Annotated in this window: 16 protein-coding genes; 7 read left to right on the top strand and 9 right to left on the bottom strand. The window is 69.6% G+C overall.

Going from position 1 to position 22756, the window contains the following annotated elements; translation table 11 throughout:
- The first annotated feature begins 158 nt into the window (after positions 1-158).
- Both MB1_RS14575 and MB1_RS14570 read left to right on the top strand, forming a co-directional pair.
- Positions 159-1937, top strand: a complete 1779-nt coding sequence (locus MB1_RS14575) for a penicillin-binding transpeptidase domain-containing protein (protein ID WP_066908508.1) — start codon at positions 159-161, stop codon at positions 1935-1937.
- A gap of 254 nt (positions 1938-2191) precedes the next feature.
- On the top strand, positions 2192-3832 hold the full coding sequence (locus MB1_RS14570) for a penicillin-binding protein 2 (RefSeq protein ID WP_066908505.1): 1641 nt from the start codon (positions 2192-2194) through the stop codon (positions 3830-3832).
- Positions 3833-3894: 62 nt separating this feature from the next.
- On the opposite strand, the gene MB1_RS14565 is transcribed toward MB1_RS14570, so the two are convergent.
- Both MB1_RS14565 and MB1_RS14560 read right to left on the bottom strand, forming a co-directional pair.
- Positions 3895-4287 carry a DUF3054 domain-containing protein gene (locus MB1_RS14565; protein ID WP_066908503.1) on the bottom strand — a complete coding sequence of 131 codons (393 nt, stop codon included), beginning with the start codon at positions 4285-4287 and terminating at the stop codon, positions 3895-3897.
- A 42-nt stretch (positions 4288-4329) separates the two neighbouring features.
- Positions 4330-5829: an adenylate/guanylate cyclase domain-containing protein gene (locus tag MB1_RS14560; RefSeq protein WP_066908606.1), complete on the bottom strand. Its 1500-nt coding sequence runs from the start codon at positions 5827-5829 to the stop codon at positions 4330-4332.
- Between the two features lie 260 nt (positions 5830-6089).
- On the opposite strand from MB1_RS14560, the gene MB1_RS14555 reads away from it, so the two are divergent.
- Entirely contained in the window at positions 6090-6737 is a 648-nt protein-coding gene (locus tag MB1_RS14555) for a DUF1707 SHOCT-like domain-containing protein (RefSeq protein WP_066908500.1), read from the top strand.
- Positions 6738-6807: 70 nt separating this feature from the next.
- On the opposite strand, the gene MB1_RS14550 is transcribed toward MB1_RS14555, so the two are convergent.
- The 3 genes from MB1_RS14550 to trmB are packed head-to-tail and all read right to left on the bottom strand — an operon-like array spanning position 6808 to position 11895.
- Entirely contained in the window at positions 6808-10353 is a 3546-nt protein-coding gene (locus MB1_RS14550; protein WP_066908497.1) for an MMPL family transporter, read from the bottom strand.
- Between the two features lies 1 nt (position 10354).
- Positions 10355-11125 carry an NYN domain-containing protein gene (locus tag MB1_RS14545; RefSeq protein ID WP_066908494.1) on the bottom strand — a complete coding sequence of 257 codons (771 nt, stop codon included), beginning with the start codon at positions 11123-11125 and terminating at the stop codon, positions 10355-10357.
- Positions 11122-11895, bottom strand: coding sequence for a tRNA (guanosine(46)-N7)-methyltransferase TrmB (gene trmB, locus MB1_RS14540; protein WP_066908491.1), 774 nt, complete (start codon positions 11893-11895; stop codon positions 11122-11124). The genes MB1_RS14545 and trmB overlap by 4 nt, the downstream gene beginning before the upstream one ends.
- A gap of 286 nt (positions 11896-12181) precedes the next feature.
- On the opposite strand from trmB, the gene MB1_RS14535 reads away from it, so the two are divergent.
- The 4 genes from MB1_RS14535 (at position 12182) to MB1_RS14520 (ending at position 16910) form a co-directional block, all read left to right on the top strand.
- Positions 12182-12928 carry a hypothetical protein gene (locus tag MB1_RS14535; protein ID WP_066908488.1) on the top strand — a complete coding sequence of 249 codons (747 nt, stop codon included), beginning with the start codon at positions 12182-12184 and terminating at the stop codon, positions 12926-12928.
- 20 nt (positions 12929-12948) lie between these two features.
- A complete protein-coding gene (locus MB1_RS14530) occupies positions 12949-14355 on the top strand; it encodes a coiled-coil domain-containing protein (protein WP_066908485.1) in 1407 nt (468 codons plus the stop codon).
- A gap of 80 nt (positions 14356-14435) precedes the next feature.
- Entirely contained in the window at positions 14436-14777 is a 342-nt protein-coding gene (locus tag MB1_RS14525; RefSeq protein WP_066908482.1) for a DUF6802 family protein, read from the top strand.
- Between the two features lie 300 nt (positions 14778-15077).
- The gene (locus MB1_RS14520; protein WP_066908480.1) at positions 15078-16910 is read left to right on the top strand and encodes a phosphoenolpyruvate carboxykinase (GTP); all 1833 of its coding nucleotides are present in this window, start codon (positions 15078-15080) and stop codon (positions 16908-16910) included.
- Between the two features lie 80 nt (positions 16911-16990).
- Here the strand turns inward: MB1_RS14520 and MB1_RS14515 are convergent, their stop codons facing one another.
- The 4 genes from MB1_RS14515 to MB1_RS14500 all read right to left on the bottom strand — a co-directional run bounded on the left by MB1_RS14515 (position 16991) and on the right by MB1_RS14500 (position 22711).
- Positions 16991-17884 (bottom strand): ROK family protein, encoded by an 894-nt coding sequence (locus MB1_RS14515; protein ID WP_245650197.1) that lies wholly within the window; start codon positions 17882-17884, stop codon positions 16991-16993.
- 140 nt (positions 17885-18024) lie between these two features.
- The gene (locus tag MB1_RS14510; RefSeq protein ID WP_245650196.1) at positions 18025-18804 is read right to left on the bottom strand and encodes a class I SAM-dependent methyltransferase; all 780 of its coding nucleotides are present in this window, start codon (positions 18802-18804) and stop codon (positions 18025-18027) included.
- A gap of 25 nt (positions 18805-18829) precedes the next feature.
- The gene (locus MB1_RS14505; protein ID WP_066908475.1) at positions 18830-21472 is read right to left on the bottom strand and encodes a helix-turn-helix transcriptional regulator; all 2643 of its coding nucleotides are present in this window, start codon (positions 21470-21472) and stop codon (positions 18830-18832) included.
- Between the two features lie 117 nt (positions 21473-21589).
- Positions 21590-22711, bottom strand: coding sequence for a catalase family protein (locus MB1_RS14500; RefSeq protein ID WP_066908600.1), 1122 nt, complete (start codon positions 22709-22711; stop codon positions 21590-21592).
- Positions 22712-22756: the final 45 nt, after the last annotated feature.

Genomic DNA, 22756 nt, shown 5'->3' with positions numbered 1-22756 from the left:
GAGAAGACCCCCAACGTATCCCATGCGGATATGTTGGGGGTCTTTTCGTATGTCAGGACTCTTACGACCGGCGACATGTAGCTCGCCCAACTCGGTCTATTGGGATACACGGCGGGCCCGCCGCCACACTGGGCCCCTACGGGGTTAGAGTCAGCCCAATGGGAGACATCGGCCGTTTCCGCGTCGTCATTCCGCTACTGGTCCTCGCGCTGTCGTCCGCGCTTCTGGCCGGCTGCACCTCGGTGAGCGATACCACTCGCGAGGTTGTCCAGCGATACGTCGATGCCCTCAACGCGGGAGACTCGTCGACCGCAGCACAGGACACCTCCGACCCCACCGCGGCGGCCACGGCCATCGACGGAGTGCGGAACGGGATGGACGTCACCGATCACCCCGTCACGTACACGATCACCGACACCAACAACGACGCTGGATTCAGCCTCCAGGCCCAGTGGGACCTCGGCAACGGAGACAACTGGACGTACACCACCACCGGATCGACCGAGGACTCCGACGGCGGCCGGGTTATCACCTGGGATCCCGCGGTCCTGGTCCCCGGACTGACCACGGACACCTCCGTCGTGCTCTCCTCGGTCGCCCCCACCACCTCCGGGCGCATTCTCGACAGCAGCGGGCGTGAACTGATGACCCGACAGCTGGTGACGATCGTCAACGTCGGGCCAGATGCCGATTCAGCAGCGGTCGCCGCGCTGCTCTCCGGGCCGGTCCCGACGATCACCGCGGACTCGATCGCGAGCTCGGTTGCCGCGGCCTCTCCCAACTCTGCCGGAGTGGTGTCGCTGCGCCAGGAGGATGTCGCGCCCATCCGCAGTCAGCTCGCAGCCCTGCCCGGCGTGACCCTGATCGACCAGCTGCGGTTGCTGACCGTGGACCGGGCCCTGGCGTCCCCCGCCCTTGCCGATCTGACCGACGAGTGGAACCAGCAGGAGGATCGAGCCTCCGGATGGTCGGTCGACCTGCGTGACGCCAACGGTGCGGTCACCTCGAACCTCTGGCAGGCGGCGCCCGGCACCTTCGCCGATATCAGCACCACCCTCGATCTGACTTCCCAGCTGGCCGCGGAGAATGCGCTCGCCTCGGTGTCCACCCCCGCGGCTATCGTGGCGATTCGGCCATCGACCGGTGGCATCGTCGCCGTCGCTCAAAGTCCGGCCGGCGACGCGGCCGGTTCCATCGCCCTGACGGGGCTCTACCCGCCCGGCTCCACGTTCAAGACCGTCACCGCCACGGCGGCGCTGACGGCAAGCAACGGCAGCCTGACCCCGGACACGATGCTCGCCTGCCCCGGTACAGCCAATATCGAAGGCCGGACCATCCCGAACGACGACAACTTCGACCTGGGCACCGTGCCGCTGCACACCGCCTTCGCCCGCTCCTGCAACACCACCATGGGCCGGTTGGCGGTCGACCTGCCTCCGGATGCCCTCGCCAATACCGCCCTGTCCTACGGCCTCGGCGTCGACTACGTCACACCCGGCCTCACCACCGTCACCGGATCCGTCCCGATCGCCAATACCCCGGCCGAACGCGTCGAAGCCGGCATCGGTCAGGGGCAGGTCACCGCGTCACCGTTCGGGATGGCCGTGGTCGCCGCCTCGATCGCACACGGGACCACCCCGATGCCGATGATTATCAACGGCCAACCCGCCACCGCCGATCAGACCACAACCGCGATCGACCCGGCGATCGTCGCCGATCTGCGCACGATGATGCGCGAGACCGTCACCGCCGGCACCGCCACCTCGCTCGCCGACATCCCCGATCTGCTCGGCAAGACCGGGACGGCGGAGTCCGACGGCAACGCCGACCACGGCTGGTTCATCGGCATCAAGGACGACCTGGCCTTTGCCGTGCTGGTGACCCAGGGTGGCTCGAGCGCGCCGGCCCTCGCGGCCGCCGGAAGCTTCCTGCGCTGAGCCCCGATCACGGCCGGTCCGGTCGGACATATGTGATGTCCGATTGCATCGACCGGGCCGTGTCGGGAGTCCGATTCTGTCGCTACTCTGGTAATGCGCGGGCGCGGCTGAGGCGCTGCCCGACTCGGGTAAGTCTGTACATCGAGGGCGGTCCGGTTTGCCGGGCTGTGTGCACTGATGGTCGGCCGACATCAGGACGTGCCGTGGCACTCGTGATCTAACGTTACGGGTGTGACTTGTGTGATTATTGAGGTATGACGCCGTTGAGAACCTGGATCGCCGCCAAGCGGCGCTACCGGTATCTCGCGTTGGCGGTTGTCATCCTGCTGATCGTCGGCTTCGTGGTCTACCGCATCCGCACCGCCCCGGCGCCCGCCGCCGTCAGCGCGGTCGACGACTTCGTCACCGCCCTCAACGAGCGCGATATCGACGGCGCCGCGGACATCACCTCCTATCCGAGCGCCGCATCCGCCGCGATCACGTCGATGTTCGGAAATCTCGATCCGACCGGCGACGCGCAGTTCTCCAGTTCCGCGGTGCAGTTGATCGGCCTGGACCGCAATTCCGCGTTCTTCACCCTCGAATCGACCTGGACCTTCCCCGACGCCAAGCGGATACCCGACCCCCGCGACGATCGCACCTGGAAGCTGACCTCCCAGGGCACCGTGCGCGAGCTGGCGGTCGGGTGGCGGGTGCTCTGGGACCCGGCGGTATTGATGTCGTCGCTGACCGCCGACGGCTCGCTGACCTATCGCCGAACCGATGCGGCGCCGGCGCAGGTGCTCACCACCGACGGTTCGGTGCTGATGAACGAACAGACCGTGCACGCGATCGAACTCGATCCTGCGGCGATGCCCGATCCCGTCGCGTCGACCACCGCGCTGGCCGGCGTGATCAACGTCGTCGCTCCGCTGGTGACCCCGGAGGTCATGCAGCAGGCCCTCGCCGCCTCGGGTGGCGCCCCCACTCAGGTGGTGCGGCTGCGCAATGACGACTTCGCCGTGCTCGAGGACCGCATTCGGGCGATTCCCGGGGTGCGGGTGGTCGGGCAGCCCGCGCTGATCGTGGGAGATCGTCGGATCACCTCACCGCTGCTCGACATCTACCGCGGGATCTGGCAGGCCGACCGCGACGCTACCGCCGGGTGGGAGGTCGACCTGGTGACGCCCGAGGACACGCTGCGACAGGCCGGCTATCAGGGTCCGCCGCCGCCGAACCTGCGGACGACCCTCGACGCACACATCCAGCTCGCCGCAGAGGAGGCTGTGGTCGACTCGACCACGCCGGCCGCCCTGGTCGCGATCCGCCCCTCGACCGGCGCGATCGTCGCCGCCGCCCAGAACAGCTACTCCAACGCCGCGGATGATTCGGTATTCGTCGACATGCACTCGGTCGCCGACCTCGCCGGCGCCCTGGCCGCGGCGGGTACCGCGGACAATCTGGATCCTGCCGATGTCGCCCGAGGGCTCGGCGCCGGCGCCCAATTCGGCATCGACGGTCTCGACACCGCCATCGCCCGGTTCCACACCGGAAACTTCGAGGTCTCCCAGTTCCGGGCGGTCGCGCAGGGCGGGAACATGGATGTCACCACCTTCGGCCTGGCGATGTTCGCGGCGTCGATCGCCCGTGGATCGGTGCCGAGCCCCTCGGTGGTCTTCGAACGTCCGACCACCGTCTACGGGGAGATCCCCGACCTGCCGGCCTCGGTCTACGAGCGACTGCGCGCCGCCGTGGGACCGCGCGGTCTCAGCGGCACCGGGGGCACCGATCGGTGGATCTTCGGAATCGGCCAGGACCTGGCGTACGCGGTCTACATCGACGACGCCGAGGGCCCCCAACACGTCGACCGCATGCTCGATCGATTCCTGACCGGGGTCGCCGCGCCGCGCGAGTAGCGTCGGCCCGGTCGGACGGGCCGTCGGACCGGCTTTTCGGACGGGCTTTTCGGACGGACGGATCAGACGGTCAGACGCCGGCGGCGGACCGCCAGAAGGGCGCGCGGCCCCAAAAGGAAGATCGCCAGCACGGTGCCGGCCACGATCACGAAGCTCACCGCGGTCCCCTGACCGGACACCACGCGCAGGATCATGCCGATCACCAGCGTCGCGGCCCAGATGATCACCCCGGAGGGGAGGACCGCGGCCGGATCGGCGCCCGGCGAGCCGCCGAGCTGTCCGCGCAGCCGGGCGGCCACCACCAGCCAACCGGCGGCCAGGCCGCTGAGGAAGGGCCACGCGGTGTTCGCCAGTCCGGTCAGCGAGGACGCCTCCTCGTGGGAGCGTCGGCCGATCGCGCAAAAAGCGACCACGAGAACCACATCGAGGACCAGCAGAGCCGTCGTTCGTCGCACGGGTTCAGCCTAACGCCGCCGAGGAACGGCCCGGGCAACGGCTCAGCCGCGGTGTCCGCCCTCGACGGGCATGGTGATCGGGGATTCGGGAACGTCGGTCGGCCAGACCAGCGACGTCGGCCGCCGGCGCCCGCGCAGCCGCACCTTCTCCCCGTCGGTGGTCCAGTGCGCCGCCTCCTCCTCATCGGCGAAGTACAGCGCCGACGACGAGGCGAGCACCCGGCCAGGGCGCAGCTTGGCCAGTTCGGTCAGCCGGGACGCCTCGTTGACCGGGTCGCCGATCACGGTGTACTCGAACCGCTCCGCCGACCCGATATTGCCGGCGACCGCCAGGCCCGCGGAGACGCCGATGCCGACATCGAGGTCCTTGACGCCGATCAGCACCCGTCGCAGCTCCCGGGCCGCGGCCAGCGCCTCGGTCGGTGCGTCCGGCTGGTTGAGCGGGGCGCCGAAGATCGCCAACGCGGCATCGCCCACAAACTTGTTGACGAATCCGTTGTGCCGGTCGACGACGTCGACGACCACCCGGAACAGCTCGTTGAGCGTGTCGACGACCTCGTTGGGCGGGCGCTCCGCGGCGGCAGCGGTCGAGCCGATCATGTCGACGAAGAGCACCGCGACGAAGCGGGTCTCACCGCCGAGTTCGGTCCCGGACTGCAGCGCCCGCCGGGCGACCTCCTCGCCGACGTGCCGACCGAACAGCTCCCGCAGCTGCCGCCGGGTGCCGAGCTCCTCCATCATCCGGTTGAAGCCAACCTGCAGGCGGCCGATCGCACTGCCGTCGAAGATCTCGACGCTGACGTCGTCCGCACCCTTCTGGGCCATCGAGATCGCCTGGCCGAGCTGACGGATCGGGTCGGCGATATGCCCGGTGGTCAGCAGCGACATCACCAACGCCTGGAACATCGCCAGCAGTGCCAGCGCCAACACGGCCAGGGCGAATGCCCGGGTGTCGAAGCGCAGATCGGTGGTCAACGGGACCAGGGCGAGCATCACGATGCCCGTCGCCGGCACCGCGGTGCCCATTCCCCAGGTCATCAGCATGCGGGCGCCGACGCCGGGTGCCAAGGTGCGGTCGAATCGGCCCTGGGACAGCGCGCGGGCCGCCAGCGGGCGCAGGATGCGTTCGCCGAGCATGTAGGTGAAGCCGAAGGTGCTGGTCGCGGCCATCAATACGGTCGCGACGATCGCCAGCGCCAGCGACGGCATCGTGCGGATCGTCAGCAGCAGGAACAGGATGCTGCCGAAAGCCCACAGCCCCAGATGCACGATCGCCTGCCGCAGCGGTGCGTGCAACGCAGCCATCTGCTCCACCCGGGTCGGCGGGCCGCCGCGGCGGCGCCACCGCTCGATGATCCGCACGTTGCGCGCCGCGAAAGCCAGGCTGACGACGGCCGCGAAGACCAGATACGTGGCGAAGATGCTCGACGTCTGCAGCTGCTGATCGGCGGTCAACTGGTCGAGCGGCATCGGCAGGCCGTACCGGATGAAGGCAAAAACCAGAATCGCGCCGAGAAAGTTCGCCAGCAGCATCGACGCCATGTACATCACCCAGCGGAAACGCAGACTCGACCGCATCTCGCGTCGGGAAACGGGCACAGGAAAAATTTACCCGCGCAACCTTCCGGGAGCAGACGGGCCCCCGGGACCGGGGATCAACGCCGTGGTCACAGCGGGTACTGGACGGTCTCCTCGGAGTGTCGCCGCGGGTGCCGAGCGCCGCCGGAGCCGGCCGCCGAGGTGCGGTCCGCAGGTCGTGTGGCGCCCCGCACGGTGACCGGAGCGGACCTAGGCTGGTCGGTATGGACCACGAACCTCGGCCGCCGTACGGAGTCGACGCCCGCGACCTGCGTGTCAGCGACGCCGAACGCGAACACGTCGCCGGTCTGCTCCAGAAGGCCGTGGGCCGCGGCATGCTGTCCCTCGGCGAATTCACCGAACGCGTCGACACCGCCCTGGCCGCTCGGACCCGCGGCGAACTCAACGCGGTGATCATCGACCTGCCCGGTCTCGAACTGCGCGGGGGAACCCCGTTGCCGAGCGCCCCGCCCGCCGCGGCGCCCGCTGTCGACCAGCACTGGCACGCGGTCGACGGCGAGCCGGTGGTGCTGCACAACACGATGTCGACCGTCACTCGCAAGGGCGACTGGCCGGTGCCGGAGCGGATGCGGATCGTCTCGAAGTTCTCGACCATCAAGCTCAACTACGCCCGGGTCGCGGCGCTGCCGCCGGCCATTCACGTCGATATCGACGACTACGGCAGCACCGTGCACCTGATCCTGCCGCCCGGTTCCACCGCCGACGTCCGGAACCTGCGGGTATCGGCCGGAACGGTCAAGAGTGACCTTCCGGAGGGCGGCCGGGCGGGAAGCGTGCACCTGATCGTGTCCGGGCATACCCGGATGGGCACGGTCAACGTGCGGTACTCGCGGGGCCGCCGCGGCTGGTGATCGGTGCCCGCGTCGAACCGGCCCGAGCAGTTCGGCCCCGGAAGACCGGCCCGGATAACCGGCCCCGGGATCAGTCCCGACGCTGGCGGGCGAGCAACTCGCTGACCGTGATCGCGCCGGTAGTGGCGGCGTGCCGACCGTTGGAGTCGTCGGAGTCCTGCTCGGGCTCGGCGTCGCCGTAGCGGTGACCGTTGCCGTTGCGCGGGGCCGCAGGGGCCTCGTTGCGGTACCGGCCGTCCTGCCGAGCAGGGGAGGTCGGAGCGGATGTCGTCTGCTCGACGTCGGAACCCGCGGCTGCTTCCTCGGCCGAACGGCGATGGCGGCGCCCGCCGTAGCTTCCATCGGTGGGGACGGGGACCACGGGGATCGCGCCGGTGGGGGCGCGATGCGAGCCGATACGTCGACTGCCGGCGGAATCGGTCTCGGATGTCATGTAGTCGTCCTCCCCGGGGTAGGCGGCACCGGGCGCAACCTGTGAATAGCCGGATGCATCGTCGGGATGCTCGCGGTCGTGTCGGCCGCCCCGTCCCGCCCCTCCGTCGAAAAGTGGGTCCGACGAAGCGTACTCGCCTCCGAAACGGTTGTCGTCCTCCGCCCGGGAACCGGACGGTTTGCGCCGGTCGGGAACCGCACGATAGTCCGGGGCGGACGACGGCGGCCGGCCGGCCCCACCGTTGATCGGGGAGTGGGTCGGTGCGGGGGCCTCGGGTGCCGCTTCGGTCGAGGTGGACCGCAGCTCGGCGAGCCAGGATTCGATCGGCCGTTGCTGCGACGCGGACGCCGGAGCGCCGTCGCGGGCCGGGCTCCCCGGATGTCCGGGAGCGCCGCCGTTCACGGCCGGTTCGTTGCCGTACTCGTCGTCGTATTCGTCATCGTCGAGATAGGGCGGCGGGATCAGTCCGGCGGGGTACTGCTGCGTCGGCGGACCCGCATAGGCGTCGTCGTCGGCGCCGTGGGGGGACGCGCCGTGTGCGGCGTCCGTGCCGTTCACACCGCCGTTGACACCGTTGACCGCGCCGGGACGGCCCGCGGCCGGGTTGGCCTCGGGGGCGCCGTTGGGGCGGCTGCCCGCGGCGTCGAAGCGCGGCTCGGGCGGACCATCCGGGCCGGCGGCCCGCGGATCGGCGGGGGCGGTCTGCGCGAAGTGGGCCGGGGCGTAGCGGGGTTCGTCGTCGTTGGGACGCGGCTGGCTCGGCGGCTGGCTCGGCGGCGGCCGCAACGGTCCGCGCTGCGGGGTCGCGCGCCGTCCCGGACCCGATCCGGGGCCACCTCCGTCGGCGCCGACCATGTCCAACTCGGCCGGACGGTGGGTCGCGGTCGGTGCCGGCTCCTCGATCCGTCGCCGCGCCCGTCGGCTCGGCATACCCCGCGGCTCGATCCGCGGGATCGGCACGGTCATCGGCTCCCCGCCCTCGGCGCCCGCCTCCATCAGCGGGATCACGCCCACCGGCTCGAGCTGCGGAACGTTGGCGGGGATCGCGTCGGCATCGGAGATCGGCTCGGCCAACCCGATGCGTTCCTGCAGGCGCTTCATCCACGCCGGCGCCCACCAGGAGTCGTCGCCGAGCAGCTTCATCGTCGCCGGCACGAACAGCATGCGGATCACGGTCGCGTCGATGATCAGCGCGGCGATCATGCCGTAGGAGATGTACTTCATCATCACCAGGTCGGAGAACGCGAAGGCGCCGGTCACCACGATCAGGATCAGCGCCGCGGCGGTGATGATGCGTCCGGTGTGCGCGGTGCCGATCCGCACCGCCTCGGCGGTACTCGCCCCGTGGGCGCGCGCCTCGACGATCCGGGAGACCAGGAATATCTCGTAGTCGGTCGACAGGCCGAAGATGATCGCCACGATCAGCACCAGGACCGGTGCCATGATGCCGCCGGGGGTGAAGTTCAACAGCTCGGAGCCGTGGCCGTCGACAAAGATCCAGGTCAGGATGCCCATCGTCGCGCCGAGGCTCAACCCGGTGGCCAGGATCGCCTTGATCGGCAGCACCAGCGAGCCGAACGTCAGGAACATCAGCAACGTCGTGACCACAACGATCAGCGAGAGCATCAGCGGCAGCCGGTCGAGCAGCGCCGCGATCGAGTCGTGCTCGATCGCCGGTGTCCCGGCGACGTAGACGTTCACCCCGTCGGGAACGGGCATCGAGCGCAGGTACTGGATCGTCGCGTTGTAGTCGTTGCGGTCGACCAGGCCGGCCTTGAGCACCGCGACGCCCGCGTTGTTGTCGATGTTCTCGATCGTGAACGTCTCGACCAGGCCGGGAGCATTGCTCGCCTCGCCCATCAGGGTGCCGATCTGCGGGCCCTGCGCGTTCTGCACCACCAGCTTCAGCGGCTCGGTGCGCAGGCCCGGGAAGAGTTCGTCGAAGTGTTCCTGCGCCTCGCGGGTGACGTTGTTCGGCGGCAGGTAGTCCTCGTTGATGCCGCCGAAGGCGATGTTCCCGGCGGGCAGCGTCAGCAGCAGCAGGGCGGCGACCACCGGGACGGTCACCTTGACCGGGTGCTTCATCACCCATCGGGTCAACCGACCCCAGAAACCGTTCTCGATCTCCTCGGACGTCTTGGTCTGGCGGATCGCCTTGAAGCTCAGCGCGTCTACCCGCCGGCCGAGGATGCCCAGGATCGCGGGCAGCACGGTGATCGAGGTGAACGCCGCGAGCCCGACCGTCGCGATCGACCCGTAGGCGACCGATTTGAGGAAGCCCTGCGGGAACAGGATCAGGCCGCCGAGACTGGCGATGATGATCGTCGCCGAGAAGACCACCGTGCGCCCGGCGGTGGCGACCGTGCGTCGCACCGCATCGGGCACGGATCTGCCGTCGGCGAGTTCCTCGCGGAACCGGCTGACCATGAACAGGCCGTAGTCGATCGCCAGACCGAAACCGATCAGCGAGACCACCGAGGCGACAAAGTTGTTGACCTCGGTGAATTCCGTGATCAGCCGGACGATGCCGTTGGCGCCGAAGACGGTCAGGCCACCGACGATCAGGGGCAGGGCGGCGGCGACCGCACCACCGAAGACGAAGAACAGCAGGATGCCGACCGCGGGGAAGGCCAGGATCTCCATCCGCTTGATGTCCTGCGCCATCGTGTCGTTCAGCGCGCCGGTGATCGGCAGGAGACCGGCGAGCTGCACGTCGACGCCGTCGATATAGAAGACGTCCCGCACGTCGCGGAAGTTGTTGGCGCGGGCGGTGTCGTCGTCACCCTGGATCGCGATCGATGCCACACCGACCGTCCCGTCGGCGGACGCGAGGCTCGCGCTGGTGATGAAGCTGGCGTTGACCTTTTCGATCTGGTCCGGATGGTTGACGGGCAGAGAGTCGAGCGATGCCTTGACCTGGCTGCGGAACGTCGGATCCGTGATCGTGGTCCCGGGCGGCGCGGTGTACATGACCAGCACGTCGGAATTGGTGTCGCGACCGAAGGTGTCGTCCGCGAGCTGGGCGCCGATCACCGACGCCGAGCCCGGATCGTCCCAGCCGCTCTGGCTCAGATGGTCGTTGAGCGACAGCCCGAAGCCCGCCATTCCGAGCAGCGCGACCACCACGACCCCGAGGACCGTATAGCGAAAACGGTGGACGACAGTGCCCCAGCGATCGAACACGTCAGCGGTCCCCCTGCCGCCCCGACAACAGCGAGGACAGCGGACGGAACGGCTGCAGCCAGGCGCCCTCGTCGGGCAGCGAGTCGAGGCTCACGCGCGGCAGCGGCTCCCGGAAGACGCCCGGGATGTCCTCGAGGTCGACAAAATCGAGCAGGTCGGAGGTCAGCGCCCAGCCGGCGTGCTCCCGGAAACCGAGGACCGATGCCTCGACACCCTCGCCCGCCAGGGTCTCGAGCGGGCGCCGGAAAGCCTGGCCGTCCGCGGAGGCGACCAGCACGGCCGCCAGACCGTCGGTGGCCGACCGCAGCCGGATGTGCTCGAGCATGTCGCTGTCGACGTCGCTGTCCTCGTCGATCTTCGGCTTGGCGAAGACGGCGAAGCCGACATTGCGCAGAGCCTCGACCCACGGGCGCACCACCTCGGCGCTGCCGGGGGCGATATTGGTGAAGACCGTCGCTTCCGCTTCGATCGGCTCGCCGAGCTCGGTCGACAGGTCCGCGGCCAGATGCAGCAGCCATCGACCGAGCGCATCGAAACGCGGGCGATAGGCAGCGGTGGGACGGCTACCGAGAATTGCGCCGAGTCCCATGTCGAGATTCGGCGCGTCCCACACCAAAAGCGCCCGGCGTCGGGCACGATCTGGATCGTGGGGGTCCGTGTCCCGCGCACGGGAGGCGGACGCGTCGCTGCGAGTCTCGACCGAGGTCGCGTCATCGTTCGACGGAGCCGCCGCCAAGACGTCGGCTGCCGTCGCGTCGTTCGCGACCTTCATCGGTTGTTCCTCCTCCAGAGCAGTTCGGTGACCGCTCTGCCCTGTTCCTCGGCCTTCATTTCGAACTTGGTCCTCGGCCTATCGTGCCTCATCGGCGAGTTCGGCACCGCTGCCTCGCGTACCTCGTTCGGCGTACCGACCGGTAGCCGGCTCAGTAGCGGTTCGCCATCGCCGGATTCGGCGACATACTCGGCGTACTCCGCGTGATCGGTTGCGACGTGGATCACTCCGCCGTCGATCAGTCGATCGGCGAACAACGCAAAAGCCGACGGCTGCAGCAGGCGACGCTTGTGGTGACGCGACTTGGGCCACGGATCGGGGAAGAACACCCGAATGCCGAGGATCGAGGCCGGTCCGATCATATTCTGGAAAACATCCACGGCGTCGCCGCGAAGAGTCCGAACGTTGGGAATGTTCTCGCGTTCGAGGCTACCGAGCAACTGCGCGATGCCGGGCCGGTAGACCTCGACCGCCAGTAGATCCTTGTCGGGCTCGCGCTGCGCCATCGCGGCCGTCGCCGTGCCGGTGCCGCTGCCGATTTCGATGATCAGGGGCGCCGATCGGCCGAACCAGCCTTCGGCGTCGAGCGGTTCGTCCGCGACGTTGCGACCCAGGCGGTCCCACTGTCGATCCCACGCACCCTGCTGAGTAGGGGTCAGGACACTGCTGCGGGAGCGAAAACTGGTTACCCGGGGATGCAGCCGAGAGCCCTGGGGTGGGCCGGCGACACCGGTATCGCGTACGTCGGTCACCTCGCCATTGTGGCTCATATCCGATTCCGTGTTGCTATTGAGACATATGAGAAAGCTGTGAACATCGATCGCGGCGCTGCCATCGACAATTCGATCGCCCCGCCCTCGATCGTCCTCGAATGGTGGCACAGAACCGCGGAGACAGCCATGGCGGAATGTGACGTGCCTGGTCGGTTTGTTGTTTCGGTGCTCGGATATCGAACGTGGACCGTCGACCCGGGCCGCCGGGGGATGTCCTCGGCTGCCGCCCCTCGGCAGGCCACAACGGGTGACACAATTCCGGAGACGACCGAGGGGGGAGTCGATGGATGCGCTGACCGATGCCGGCGCCGATGCCGATGAGGGTGCCGGTGGCGGCTTTCCCGGGCGCCGGATCGCTGCGGGGGCCGATCCGGTGGCGAGGGTGATCGCGGAGGTGGCGGGCGCCTTTCCCGCGGACGGGGAACCGGGACGGACGCTGCGACGGCTCGCGGATGCGCTCGCCGAGCCGCTCGAGGTGGCGGTATCCGGACGGCGCGGCGTCGGCCGCAGCGCCGTCGCGGCCCTGTTGACCGACGGCCCGGGTGCCGGCGAGCCGACTCGGGACGGGCCCGACCGCGTGGGCGCGAGCCACGACGGTGATCGGGACGAACCGGCGGACTTCCGGGTGGTCGACCTGCCGGCGATCGATGTTCCGGACCATCCGGACCCGGATCTCGACCGCGACATCCTGGTGCACGTCATCGGGGAGGGGTGGCACGAGGTCGACCTCGCCGCGATCCGCGGGCGTGACCCGGCGACAACCGTGGTGGTCATCGGGCCCACCGTGGTCGACGTGCAGGCGGCCCGGGAGCGATGGGAGCGCAGCGGTCCGCCGGGTCTGTCGATCCATGTCTTCCCCGCCGGAACGTCGGCCGATGCCGTGGTGGCCGGTCGGACGGCGGCGCTCGAGCGCAGATACTCCCGCGCGATCGATGAGGTGGACGAGGCGGCGATCACCCACCGCTTCGCCCGCGACCGGCTCGAAGCGATGGTGCAGCGCATCGCGGTGGTCCGGGCGGCGGTGCGGTGAATCCGTCCGAGTCGGCCCCCATGTCCGGCGATCCGGCGTCGACGGTCGAGCTCGAGCCGATCCTGCGGCGGCGCTGCCCGGGACTACTCGAACGAACAGTTCCGGTCGCGGAGGGGCCGACGCGGATTCGTACCTGCTCGGACGGGACGCCGACCGGGCAACGGGTGATCGCCGAGGTACGCGCGCGCCTCGACCACACCGAAACCCTGGTCGCCGACGATGCGGCCGACGTGCTGCTGGCCGTCATCGGGACCACGCCGGGGAGGTATCTGGTCGATACCGTCGCCGACTGGGCCGGTCCGGCGGTGGTGGTCGTGACCGGCGGCCCCGACGCCGACCAGCCGCATTCCCCGGTCGAGCAGGCGATCGCCGCGCTGCGCCGAACCTCCACGGGTCTCGGCAGCGCGCCCGGCGTGGTGACCCTGATCGACCTGGCGACCTCCGACTCCGTCGATCCCGTGGTGTCCGCGCTGCGCGCCGCCGCCGGCGACAGGGTTACCCGACGGCAGCACGTGCTGCGCGCCCTCGCGAGCGAACGCATCGCCGCCGATCTCGAACGTGAACACGCGCGGCTGCGGCGATTGGCCGCCGAGCGCTCCGCGGTGGTCGCGCGCCGACATGCGGTCGCCGCCGGCGCCGAGGAGACGCGGCGGCATCTGCAGGCCGTGCGGGTGCACCTGGTGGCCACCCTCGGCAGCAGCGCCCGTGCCCTGGACCTCGACGTTCGCGAGCTGGCGCGGTTCCGGCGCGGCCGACTCGACCCCGCATGCTGGCGCGCGGTCGAGCAGCGGATCGGCGCGGCCACCGCCGACGCGGCGGCCCGATTCGGAGCGATCGTGGCCGAGCGGATACCCGACGCCGTCGAGCCGGGCGTCGCTCCGGTCGAACTGGTCGCCCCGCGCCTGCCCGGTCCGTCCGGGGCCGACGAACCGCCCTCCGCTCCGGAGGCGCCGCAGCTGCCGGCGCTGCCCGGCCCCATCGCCGTCGACCGGGCGGCGCCCCTGATCGGCGCGGCGGTCGGTGTCGGACTGGGCCGCGCGGCCGCCGCCACCCTGGGGCTGGCCCACGCGCACCCGGTCACGATCCTCGCAATGGTGCTCGGGGCGGTGGGCATGGCGGTGGTCACGCTGAGCGCGCGGCGGAGGCCTCTCGAACGCGCTCGGTTCGAGCGGTGGTGTGCCGCTGCGGTGGCGGAGGTGCGCGCCGGCTGGGAGCGGCAACTGCTCGAGACGGTGCTGTCCCTCGAAACCCGGGCCCTCGGGCACTCCGACCGGCTTCGGCGCGGTCGCCTCGACACCGCCGACGCCCTGCTCGGACGCATCGACGATCACCTGCGCCGCGGGCGGGCGGAGGCTGCCGCACTCGAACGCGATCTGGCGGCGGTCGGGGGCCGCGACGGAACCGCGACCGGCGCGCGTGCGTCCTAGAACCGTGCGCCCGACAACCTCGGCGCCCCGAAACTGCATGCCGGGCGACAGCTGCGCCGGGCGACGGCAAGGAGAGATCGATGTGGGAAGCCGTACCGCTCGACCCCGACCACCCGCCGCTCGATCCCGGGCTCCTCGCCGATCCTCTCGACGCCGGACCGGGCTCGATCAGTGACGTGCTCTCGCGTCTGGACGAGCCGGGCGGATTCGCCCCGGATCTGGACCGCGACGGCGACCGGATCGCCGATACCGCCGGTATCGACTGGGGGGACGGCATCGCGATCGCGACCGACATCGACGGTGACGGGCGGGCCGACAGCGTGACCACGATCGACGGTACGGGGCAGTGGCAGGTGCACCACCGGTCGGAGGAGACCGGGCACCGCTGGGAAGTCGGACGATCCGGACGTCTCGAGGAGTAGCGTTGGCCCCTCGGAAATGCCGTTCCAGCCGCGCAAAGGTTCGCGTACTGAACCTGCTGAATCGGTTTAGTGAGATATCGGACAGCATGCACCGTTAATCGGACGTTCCCGCCGGGCTAACCTGGGTTAAAGGCAATCCGCCGGCCATCGCGCCACCGACGGGTGGACCAGATCTCCTCTGTGAAACCGATGGTTCGACCGGATGCACCGAGCCACCGGGCAGTGTCGGGACCACCCTCGCCCTCGCGTACTACGGTCGCGATGTGGGTTTTCCCGGGTGTCCATCAACCAGGAGATTCCATGACTGCAGCCGTCACCGAGCAACTGACCGGTAAGGATGGGAAGCCCCTCCTGAAGCACGAGGGCCTACTCGAGTGGGTTCGAGAGGTCGCCGAGCTGACGAAGCCCGACCGCATCGTGGTGGCCGACGGATCCGATGAGGAATGGGATCGCCTGACGGCCCAGCTCGTCGAGGCCGGCACCTTCATCAAGCTGAACGAAGAAAAGAAGCCCAACTCCTACGCCACCAACTCCGACCCGTCGGACGTCGCGCGTGTCGAGGGCCGGACCTACATCTGTTCCGAGAAGGAAGAGGACGCGGGCCCGACCAACAACTGGGCCGACCCCGCCGAGATGCGGGCCACCCTCAACGGTCTCTTCGACGGCAGCATGCGCGGCCGCACGATGTTCATCGTCCCGTTCTGCATGGGCCCGCTCGACGCCGAGGACCCCAAGCTCGGCGTGGAGTTGACCGACTCCGAGTACGTGGTGCTGTCGATGCGCGTGATGACCCGCGTGGGAAGCGCCGTCCTGGACAAGCTGGGGACCGACGGGTTCTTCGTCAAGGCGCTGCACTCGGTCGGCGCCCCGCTGGAACCGGGCCAGGAGGACGTCTCGTGGCCGTGCAATGACACCAAGTACATCACCCACTTCCCGGAGGCCCGCGAGATCATCAGCTTCGGCTCCGGCTACGGCGGCAACGCGCTGCTCGGCAAGAAGTGCTACTCGCTGCGTATCGCCTCGGCGATGGCGCACGACGAGGGCTGGCTCGCCGAGCACATGCTGATCGTCAAGCTGATCTCGCCGGAGAACAAGGCCTACTACATCGCCGCGGCGTTCCCGTCGGCCTGTGGCAAGACCAACCTCGCGATGATCCGCCCGACCATCCCCGGCTGGCGCGCCGAGACCGTCGGTGACGACATCGCCTGGATGCGCTTCGGCGCCGACGGCCGGCTGTACGCGGTCAACCCGGAGTTCGGCTTCTTCGGCGTTGCTCCCGGCACCAACTGGTCGTCGAACCCGAACGCGATGAAGACCATCGACGCCGGCAACACCGTCTTCACCAACGTCGCGCTGACCGACGACGGCGACGTGTGGTGGGAGGGTCTCGAGGGCGAGCCGGAGCACCTGATCGACTGGCTCGGCAACGACTGGACCCCCGAGTCCGGCACCCCGGCCGCGCACCCGAACTCGCGCTATTGCACCCCGATGGCGCAGTGCCCGTCGATCGCCCCCGAGTGGGACGACCCGCAGGGTGTGCCGATCTCGGCGATCCTCTTCGGCGGCCGCCGCAAGACCACCGTTCCGCTGGTGACCGGTGCCCGCGACTGGCAGCACGGCGTGTTCATGGGCGCGACCATCGGCTCGGAGCAGACCGCCGCCGCCGAGGGCAAGGTCGGCTCGGTCCGCCGCGACCCGATGGCGATGCTGCCCTTCCTGGGCTACAACGTCGGTGACTACTTCCAGCACTGGATCGATCTCGGCAAGAACGCCGACGCGACCAAGCTGCCGAAGATCTTCTACGTCAACTGGTTCCGTCGTGGCGACGACGGCCGCTTCCTGTGGCCCGGATTCGGTGAGAACTCCCGCGTGCTGGAGTGGATCATCGACTCGATCGAGGGCAAGGCGACCGGCGTCGACACCCCGATCGGTCTGGTTCCGGCGCCCGAGGAGCTCGACCTGGCCGGCCTGGACGTCGACATCGCGGATGTCGCCGACGCCCTCGCGGTCAAGCCGGAGGAGTGGAAGACCGAGATCGAGTCGATCGACGAGTGGTTCGAGTTCGTCGGCGATCGCCTGCCGAGCGGCCTGCGCGACGAGCTCGACGCTCTGAAGCAGCGCTTCGACAGCTGATTCGACACCACCATTGACGGCCGCCGGGGCCGAGGACGCGTACGCATCCTCGGCCCCGGCGGCTGTTGTGCGGGGTCAGGTCAGTCGGTGGGGTCGTCGACCAGGCAGGCCGCGCCGATCAACGACGATCCGGAGCCCAGCTCCGCCGGGACGACCCGGAAGCCGTGCAGGAACGACAGTCCGGCGTGTTCGGCGACGGCCGCCAGCAGCGGATCCCACAGCGGGGCCCCGGACAGGCTGAAGCCGCCACCGACCACCGCCAGGGGAGCATCGACGGTCGCGGCGACCGAGGCCAGCACGCTGCCGACCGCCCGGCCCGCCCGCTCCAGCGCGGCGAGAGCCACGGGGTGACCGGTGCGGGCGTCCTCGGCGAGTTGTTTGCCGTCCGCGCCCGTCCAGCCGTGCGCTTGCGCCCACCGCACCGAATGGGGGCCGGAGGCAACGGTTTCCACACATCCGCGGCCGCCGCAGGTGCACGGATCGCCGTCGGGGTCGACCACCACGACGTGCCCGAGGTGCCCGGCGTTGCCGGTCCGGCCGGTGACCGGGCGACCGTTCAGGATGATGCCGCCACCGATGCCGGTGGAGACGACCATGCCGATGCAATTCGGTTCCCCGCGGGCGGCGCCGAAACGGTGCTCGGCGAGGACCGCGCAGACACCGTCGCCGGCCAGCCGGACGCGTGCGCCGGGGACGTGGTTCTCGATCGCGGCGACGATGGGGAATCCGTCGGCGGCCCACTCCGGGATATTGATCGGTGCCACGCTGCCCGCGGGCAGATCGACGGGTCCGGCGGAGGAGATGCCCACCGCGTCCACCGGTTGCCCGGCGGCGACCTCGGTCAGCAGGTCTCGGCAGGCCGCCCAGACGTCCGACGGCGGAGTCGGCACCCGGATCGGCTCGGCGGGGCGGCCGTCCGGTTCGATGACGGCCGCGGCGAGTTTCGTGCCGCCGATGTCGAGAGCCAGTCGCACGAAACCAGTGGAAGCCGCGGGTTCGCCGGTTTTCGCCTGCGTCATGGACAGCGACGCTAGCGGGACCGGTCGACCGGCGCGGTGGATCGCCGATTGTGGTGGGTGCCGTGCCGGCGCCGAGGTGTCGGGGACGGGCGGAATCAGCGGGCGCGCAGTACCAGGACCAGGTTGCTGGTCAACAGCTCGCGCAGCAGTGGCACCCGCACGATCCACCACGCCCAGCGGGGGTGATACCGCGGGAAGGCGGCCACCGGTTCACCCGCTGCCGTGCCGGCCGCCCAGCGCAAACCCGCGGTGGCGGTGATCGGGAAGAGGGAACGGCCGAACCGGTTCTTGGGCTCGTGGCCGTGGATGCGCGCATACCGCCGCGCGGCGTACTCGCCGCCGAGGAAGTGCCACGGTCCGGTCTCGTGACCGCCGAACGGGCCGTAGAACATCGTGTACGACAGGATGACCACCCCGCCGGGGCGGGTCACCCGCAGCATCTCCTCGGCCATCGTCCAGGGGTCGGCGACATGCTCGGCGACGTTGGAGGACAGGCAGATATCGACCGCTCCCGACCGGATCGGCAGGGCGGTACCGCTGCCGCGGATCGATCCGCGCGCGTCGATCCCGGCCGCGTGCATCTCGGTCGGATCGGGCTCGACGCTGATGTACCGAATCCCTACCTCGGCAAGAGCTTCCGCGAAGTAGCCGGGACCGCCGCCGACGTCGAGCAGCAGCGCCCCGTCGGTCGGAATGTCGAGGTCGGCGCAGACGTCGACCACCAGATCCGCGGTATCGCGTGCTATCGCTCCGTAGAAGCGGGCCGGGTCCGGCTGCTCGTAGCGGAACTCGCCCAACAGATACGCCGCCCGGCGCAGGGACGCGCGGCGGGCGAAACGCAGCCGCCGAGCGGACGGGCGGGGGCCGATGAGCACCCGGGTACCTTAGCCGGTCGGCTCGTCAGGAGACCTCGCCCTCCGGTGGTACGTGGTCGTTCCACACCAGCCGGGCCAGGGCTTCCCGGTCGGCGACGTCGAGCTTGATGCAGGCCCGGTAGATGTGTCCCTCGACCGTGCGGACCGAGACCGTCAGCCGCTGGGCGATATCCCGGTTGGACAGTCCGCGCGCCACCAGGGCCGAGATCTCCCGTTCGCGCGGGGTGATCGGCAACGGTCGAGCGGCATGCCGCAGCGCCGGGCTGGTCGCCCCGTCGCAGCGGGCGGCCAGGCGCAATGCCCGATCGGAGGCGGCCGCCGCCGCGCGCCGGCCCCGGGCGGCCCCGCTCGCGCGATCGTGCAGCGGTACCGCTGCGGCCGAGGCGTCCGCCGCCGACAACAGCAGCCCCGCCTCCTCGAACGCCAGGCTCACCGCGTCGAGCGCGACCGGATCGGCATCGGCGACCGCCGCGGCGTGGCGGGCGTAGAGCGGCCCGAGAGGGCCCGCGACCTTGTCGACGACCTGCTGCAACCGGGCCGCCGCCCGCCGGTCACCGAACCGAGCGGCGTGGTGCAGGGCCTCGGCCTCGGCGGCGTGCTGCCCGCCCGCCCGCGCGCTCGCGGCAGCCTGATGGGCCAGAGCGATCGCGTCGTGATCGGCCCCGGAGGCGGCGGCCAACCAGGCGCGCGCGATCATCAGCAACGGATCGTGCAGGGCCAGATGCGGACCGGCGTGCTCGCCCGCCTCGGTCAATACCCGTTCGGCGGAGACGATGTCGCCGAGCGCGGCGTAGGCCCGCACCAACAGCAGCCGGGCGGGCAGCCGCCACGGCAGCGAGGTCTCGGCGTTGAGCGCCGCCAGCGCCTGCTCGATCGTGGTGATCGTGGTCCGGAACCGCCCGCGATGCGTCGCGACCAGGCCCTCCATGATCTTGGCCAGCGCCCAGCCGACAAATTGGCCGGACGAGGAGAAGTCCGCGTAGTCGCGGGCGCGCTGTTCGGCGAGGTCGAGTTGGCCGGTGTAGACCAGCGCCAGCACGTCGCAGTAGCGGACCATCACCCGGATCATGCCGTCGGTCGATTTCTGCTCCGCGCGGCAGCGGTCGGCGATCGGCCCGAATTCGAGCCCCCGCCCGGCGACCGGCATCGCCAACCCCGCACCGAACGCCGCCCAGTCGACAGCCTGCCGCGGCACGGCCGGATCGGCCAGAATCCGCAACGCCTCGGCGATCCCCACCTCGATGCGGTTCTCGTGAATGGCCATGGCGGAGCCGGCCGCGTCGACGACCAATCGCAGGATCGGGTGATCGACGCGTTCCTGCAGCAGGCTCAGAATCCGGTGGCTGCCCGCGACATCACCCATCGACCAGAACAGGATCGACATGCGCGGAATGCCCCAGTGGACCAACTGCAATTGGTCGAGTTGGTCGGGGTCGAACCCCGCGAGGATGCTGTCCGCCTCGTGCGGATGGCCCTGCCACAGCAGCGCGGTCGACAGCAGTTCGGCGGCGCGCAAACCACCACCGTTGTCGAAGGCCACCCGCGCGAGCCGTTCACCGAGCGGCAGATTCGACAGATAGATCGCGTCCTTGGCGGCCTTGATGTTCAGTTCGAGATCGACCGGCTCGTCGCTGTCGATACCGAGTTGCGCCAGACGGATGCGGCCGGTGGCCGAGTGGAGATCCCGCGGTTGCATCATCTCGGCCAATTGCCGGCGCAGCTTGCGGGCCGACGCCGTCCCGGTGCGACGGCGCACGACCTCGCCGAACAACGGATGGCTGAACTGGGCGGTGATCCCCGCGTCGGTGTGTACCAGTCGGATCAGGTGGTGCATCTCGGCGGAATCGACGGCCGTTTCGCCCGCCAATTGCACCAGCTGGTCGAGATCGATCGGTTCGTAGAGCGCCAGGATGCGCAGCGCCGCGAGCGCGTCCTCGCCGGCCCGGTCGAGGCGGGCGTCGAGCAGCGACGCCAACCCGGCCGGCACCGCGGTGGGGCCGCGCAGCTGCCAGACGTCGTCGACCATGCTCAGCGCACCGGACTCGAGCGCGCCCTCGACCATGCTCTGCAGGAACAGCGGGTTACCCCCGGAGGTCTCCCACATCACGTCGGCGCTGAGTTCCTCGAGGGTGCCGCCGAGCACCGTTTCGACCAACGTGACGCACTGCTTCTTCGTGAGCGGATGCAGGTCGAGCCGACGCAGGTAGTTGTCCTTCCACAGCGACATCACCGCGTCGGGCACCGGCTCGCCGTCGCGCACGGTCGCGATCACCCGGGCCGACCGTTCCAGCGCGATCTGATGGACCAATGTCGCGGACAGCTGGTCCATCAGGTGGGCGTCGTCTACGCCGATCGTGGCGGTCGCACCGTCGGCGGGGCTCAATTCGAGGGCTTCGCGGACCGAGGTCAGCAGGGCGATCGGGTCGCGACTGGCCTGCGGGGTCACCCAGGGCGCGAAGGCGCCGAGTGGAATGCCGCGCGACGATTCGGTGCAGGCCACCCAGTGCACCGGGCCGGGCGCCTCGGACGCGGCCCACCGCGCCAGGGTGGTCTTGCCGACCCCGGCGGGCCCGACCAGAACGACACCCGCCGTCGTCGTGTCACCCAGTGCCGAACGAATGGCGTCCTGTTCTCCGGGGCGCTCGAGTATGTGCCAGGAACCCCCCATGGCGGAACAGTGTAGTTGTCGGCCGTCGGCAATGTCCCGCCGTTTCCTTCTCGTGATAAACGGCGGGCCGCGTGTTCCCGAAAGTAACAAACCGGCCGGAATCATAATGGTTGTCGGTCAATCGGGAAGGTCGGAGATATCCGCGGGTTCCATCCGTTCGATTCCGTTTTTCTCGTGCCGGAAGTCGCTCGACGCCTCGTACACGCGAAGCTTCATACGATTGATCGACCCGAGCGGTCGGTGTGCCTCGAGGCCACGCCAGGAATTGAACGACAACACGTCGTCACCGAAGGCCCGACGGGTCGGACTGGCCGGATCCTGCTTGGGGAAGTGGATCTTGGCGACCGGGATATGCGGCGATGCCTCCTCCGACCAGGGCAGGGTCGCGTTCTCGATCGGCATCGTGTCGAGATCGGTGCACAACTGGACGCGCAGTTCGTAATCGGCGCCGTTATTCGCGAAGAACTCGGCAATCATTTCCCGATTCGCGTTCTCGGACGGGTTTTGGCCGAGCGGTACGTTCTCGAGGGCGCGGACGTTGTCCGATAGCGGAGCGATCAGGAACTTCGCGACGTAGTCACCCCAGCGGAACGGAGCGGACGAGAAGAAGGTGTCGCCCAGAATGTGGGTATTCGGTCGAATGAAGACCTGCAACGTCGGGGGGAGCGGGCGTCCGAATCGGACCAACAGGCGGTCGACGGTCGCGGCCAGTTCGCTGCCGGCGCCGAGCAGGAGATCGGGTACCCGCGCCAACAGCCAGGCGACGACCATGCCGCGGGTCGCGTACTCCCGGACGTCGGCGAAGAGGAATTCGCGGTGGGTGACCAGGATGAAGTCCTGGGTGGTCGCCTCGTCGTCGACCATCGCCCGTTCGCCCTCGACGCCGAGGACCTTGATCCCCAGACCGCGCACCCCGCGCAGGCGGTCGTGTCGAATCGCGCCCGATGTCGACGACAGGCGCGCGATCACCGGGTACTTGCCCGGCTGGGCGAACATGCCCTGCGCCAGCTCCGGCTGCAGATCCGGGTAGACGGTGATCGACCCCTCGAGGATCCCGTGACCCTTGGCGTGCGCATCGCGCAGGCCGTGCTGGTACGTCCGGTAGGCCCGCTCGTTGTTGCTCTTCAGGGTTGTGACGATCCGATCGATCAGTTCCTCCTCCTTGGGATCGAGCTGTTCGATGTCCGGGTGGTAGCGCACATAGGTCGGATCGGTGGGCACCGGCTCCTCCGTCTCGATGGTTTCCGACGTGCTCGGCTGCGCGGTTGAGGGCTGGGTGGTCGG

Origin of the sequence: Millisia brevis NBRC 105863 (genome assembly GCF_001552615.1) — a bacterium.
Taxonomy (GTDB): Bacteria; Actinomycetota; Actinomycetes; order Mycobacteriales; family Mycobacteriaceae; genus Millisia; species Millisia brevis.
Note: the sequence above shows the minus strand (reverse complement) of the source record. Positions and strands in the feature narration are given on the sequence as shown.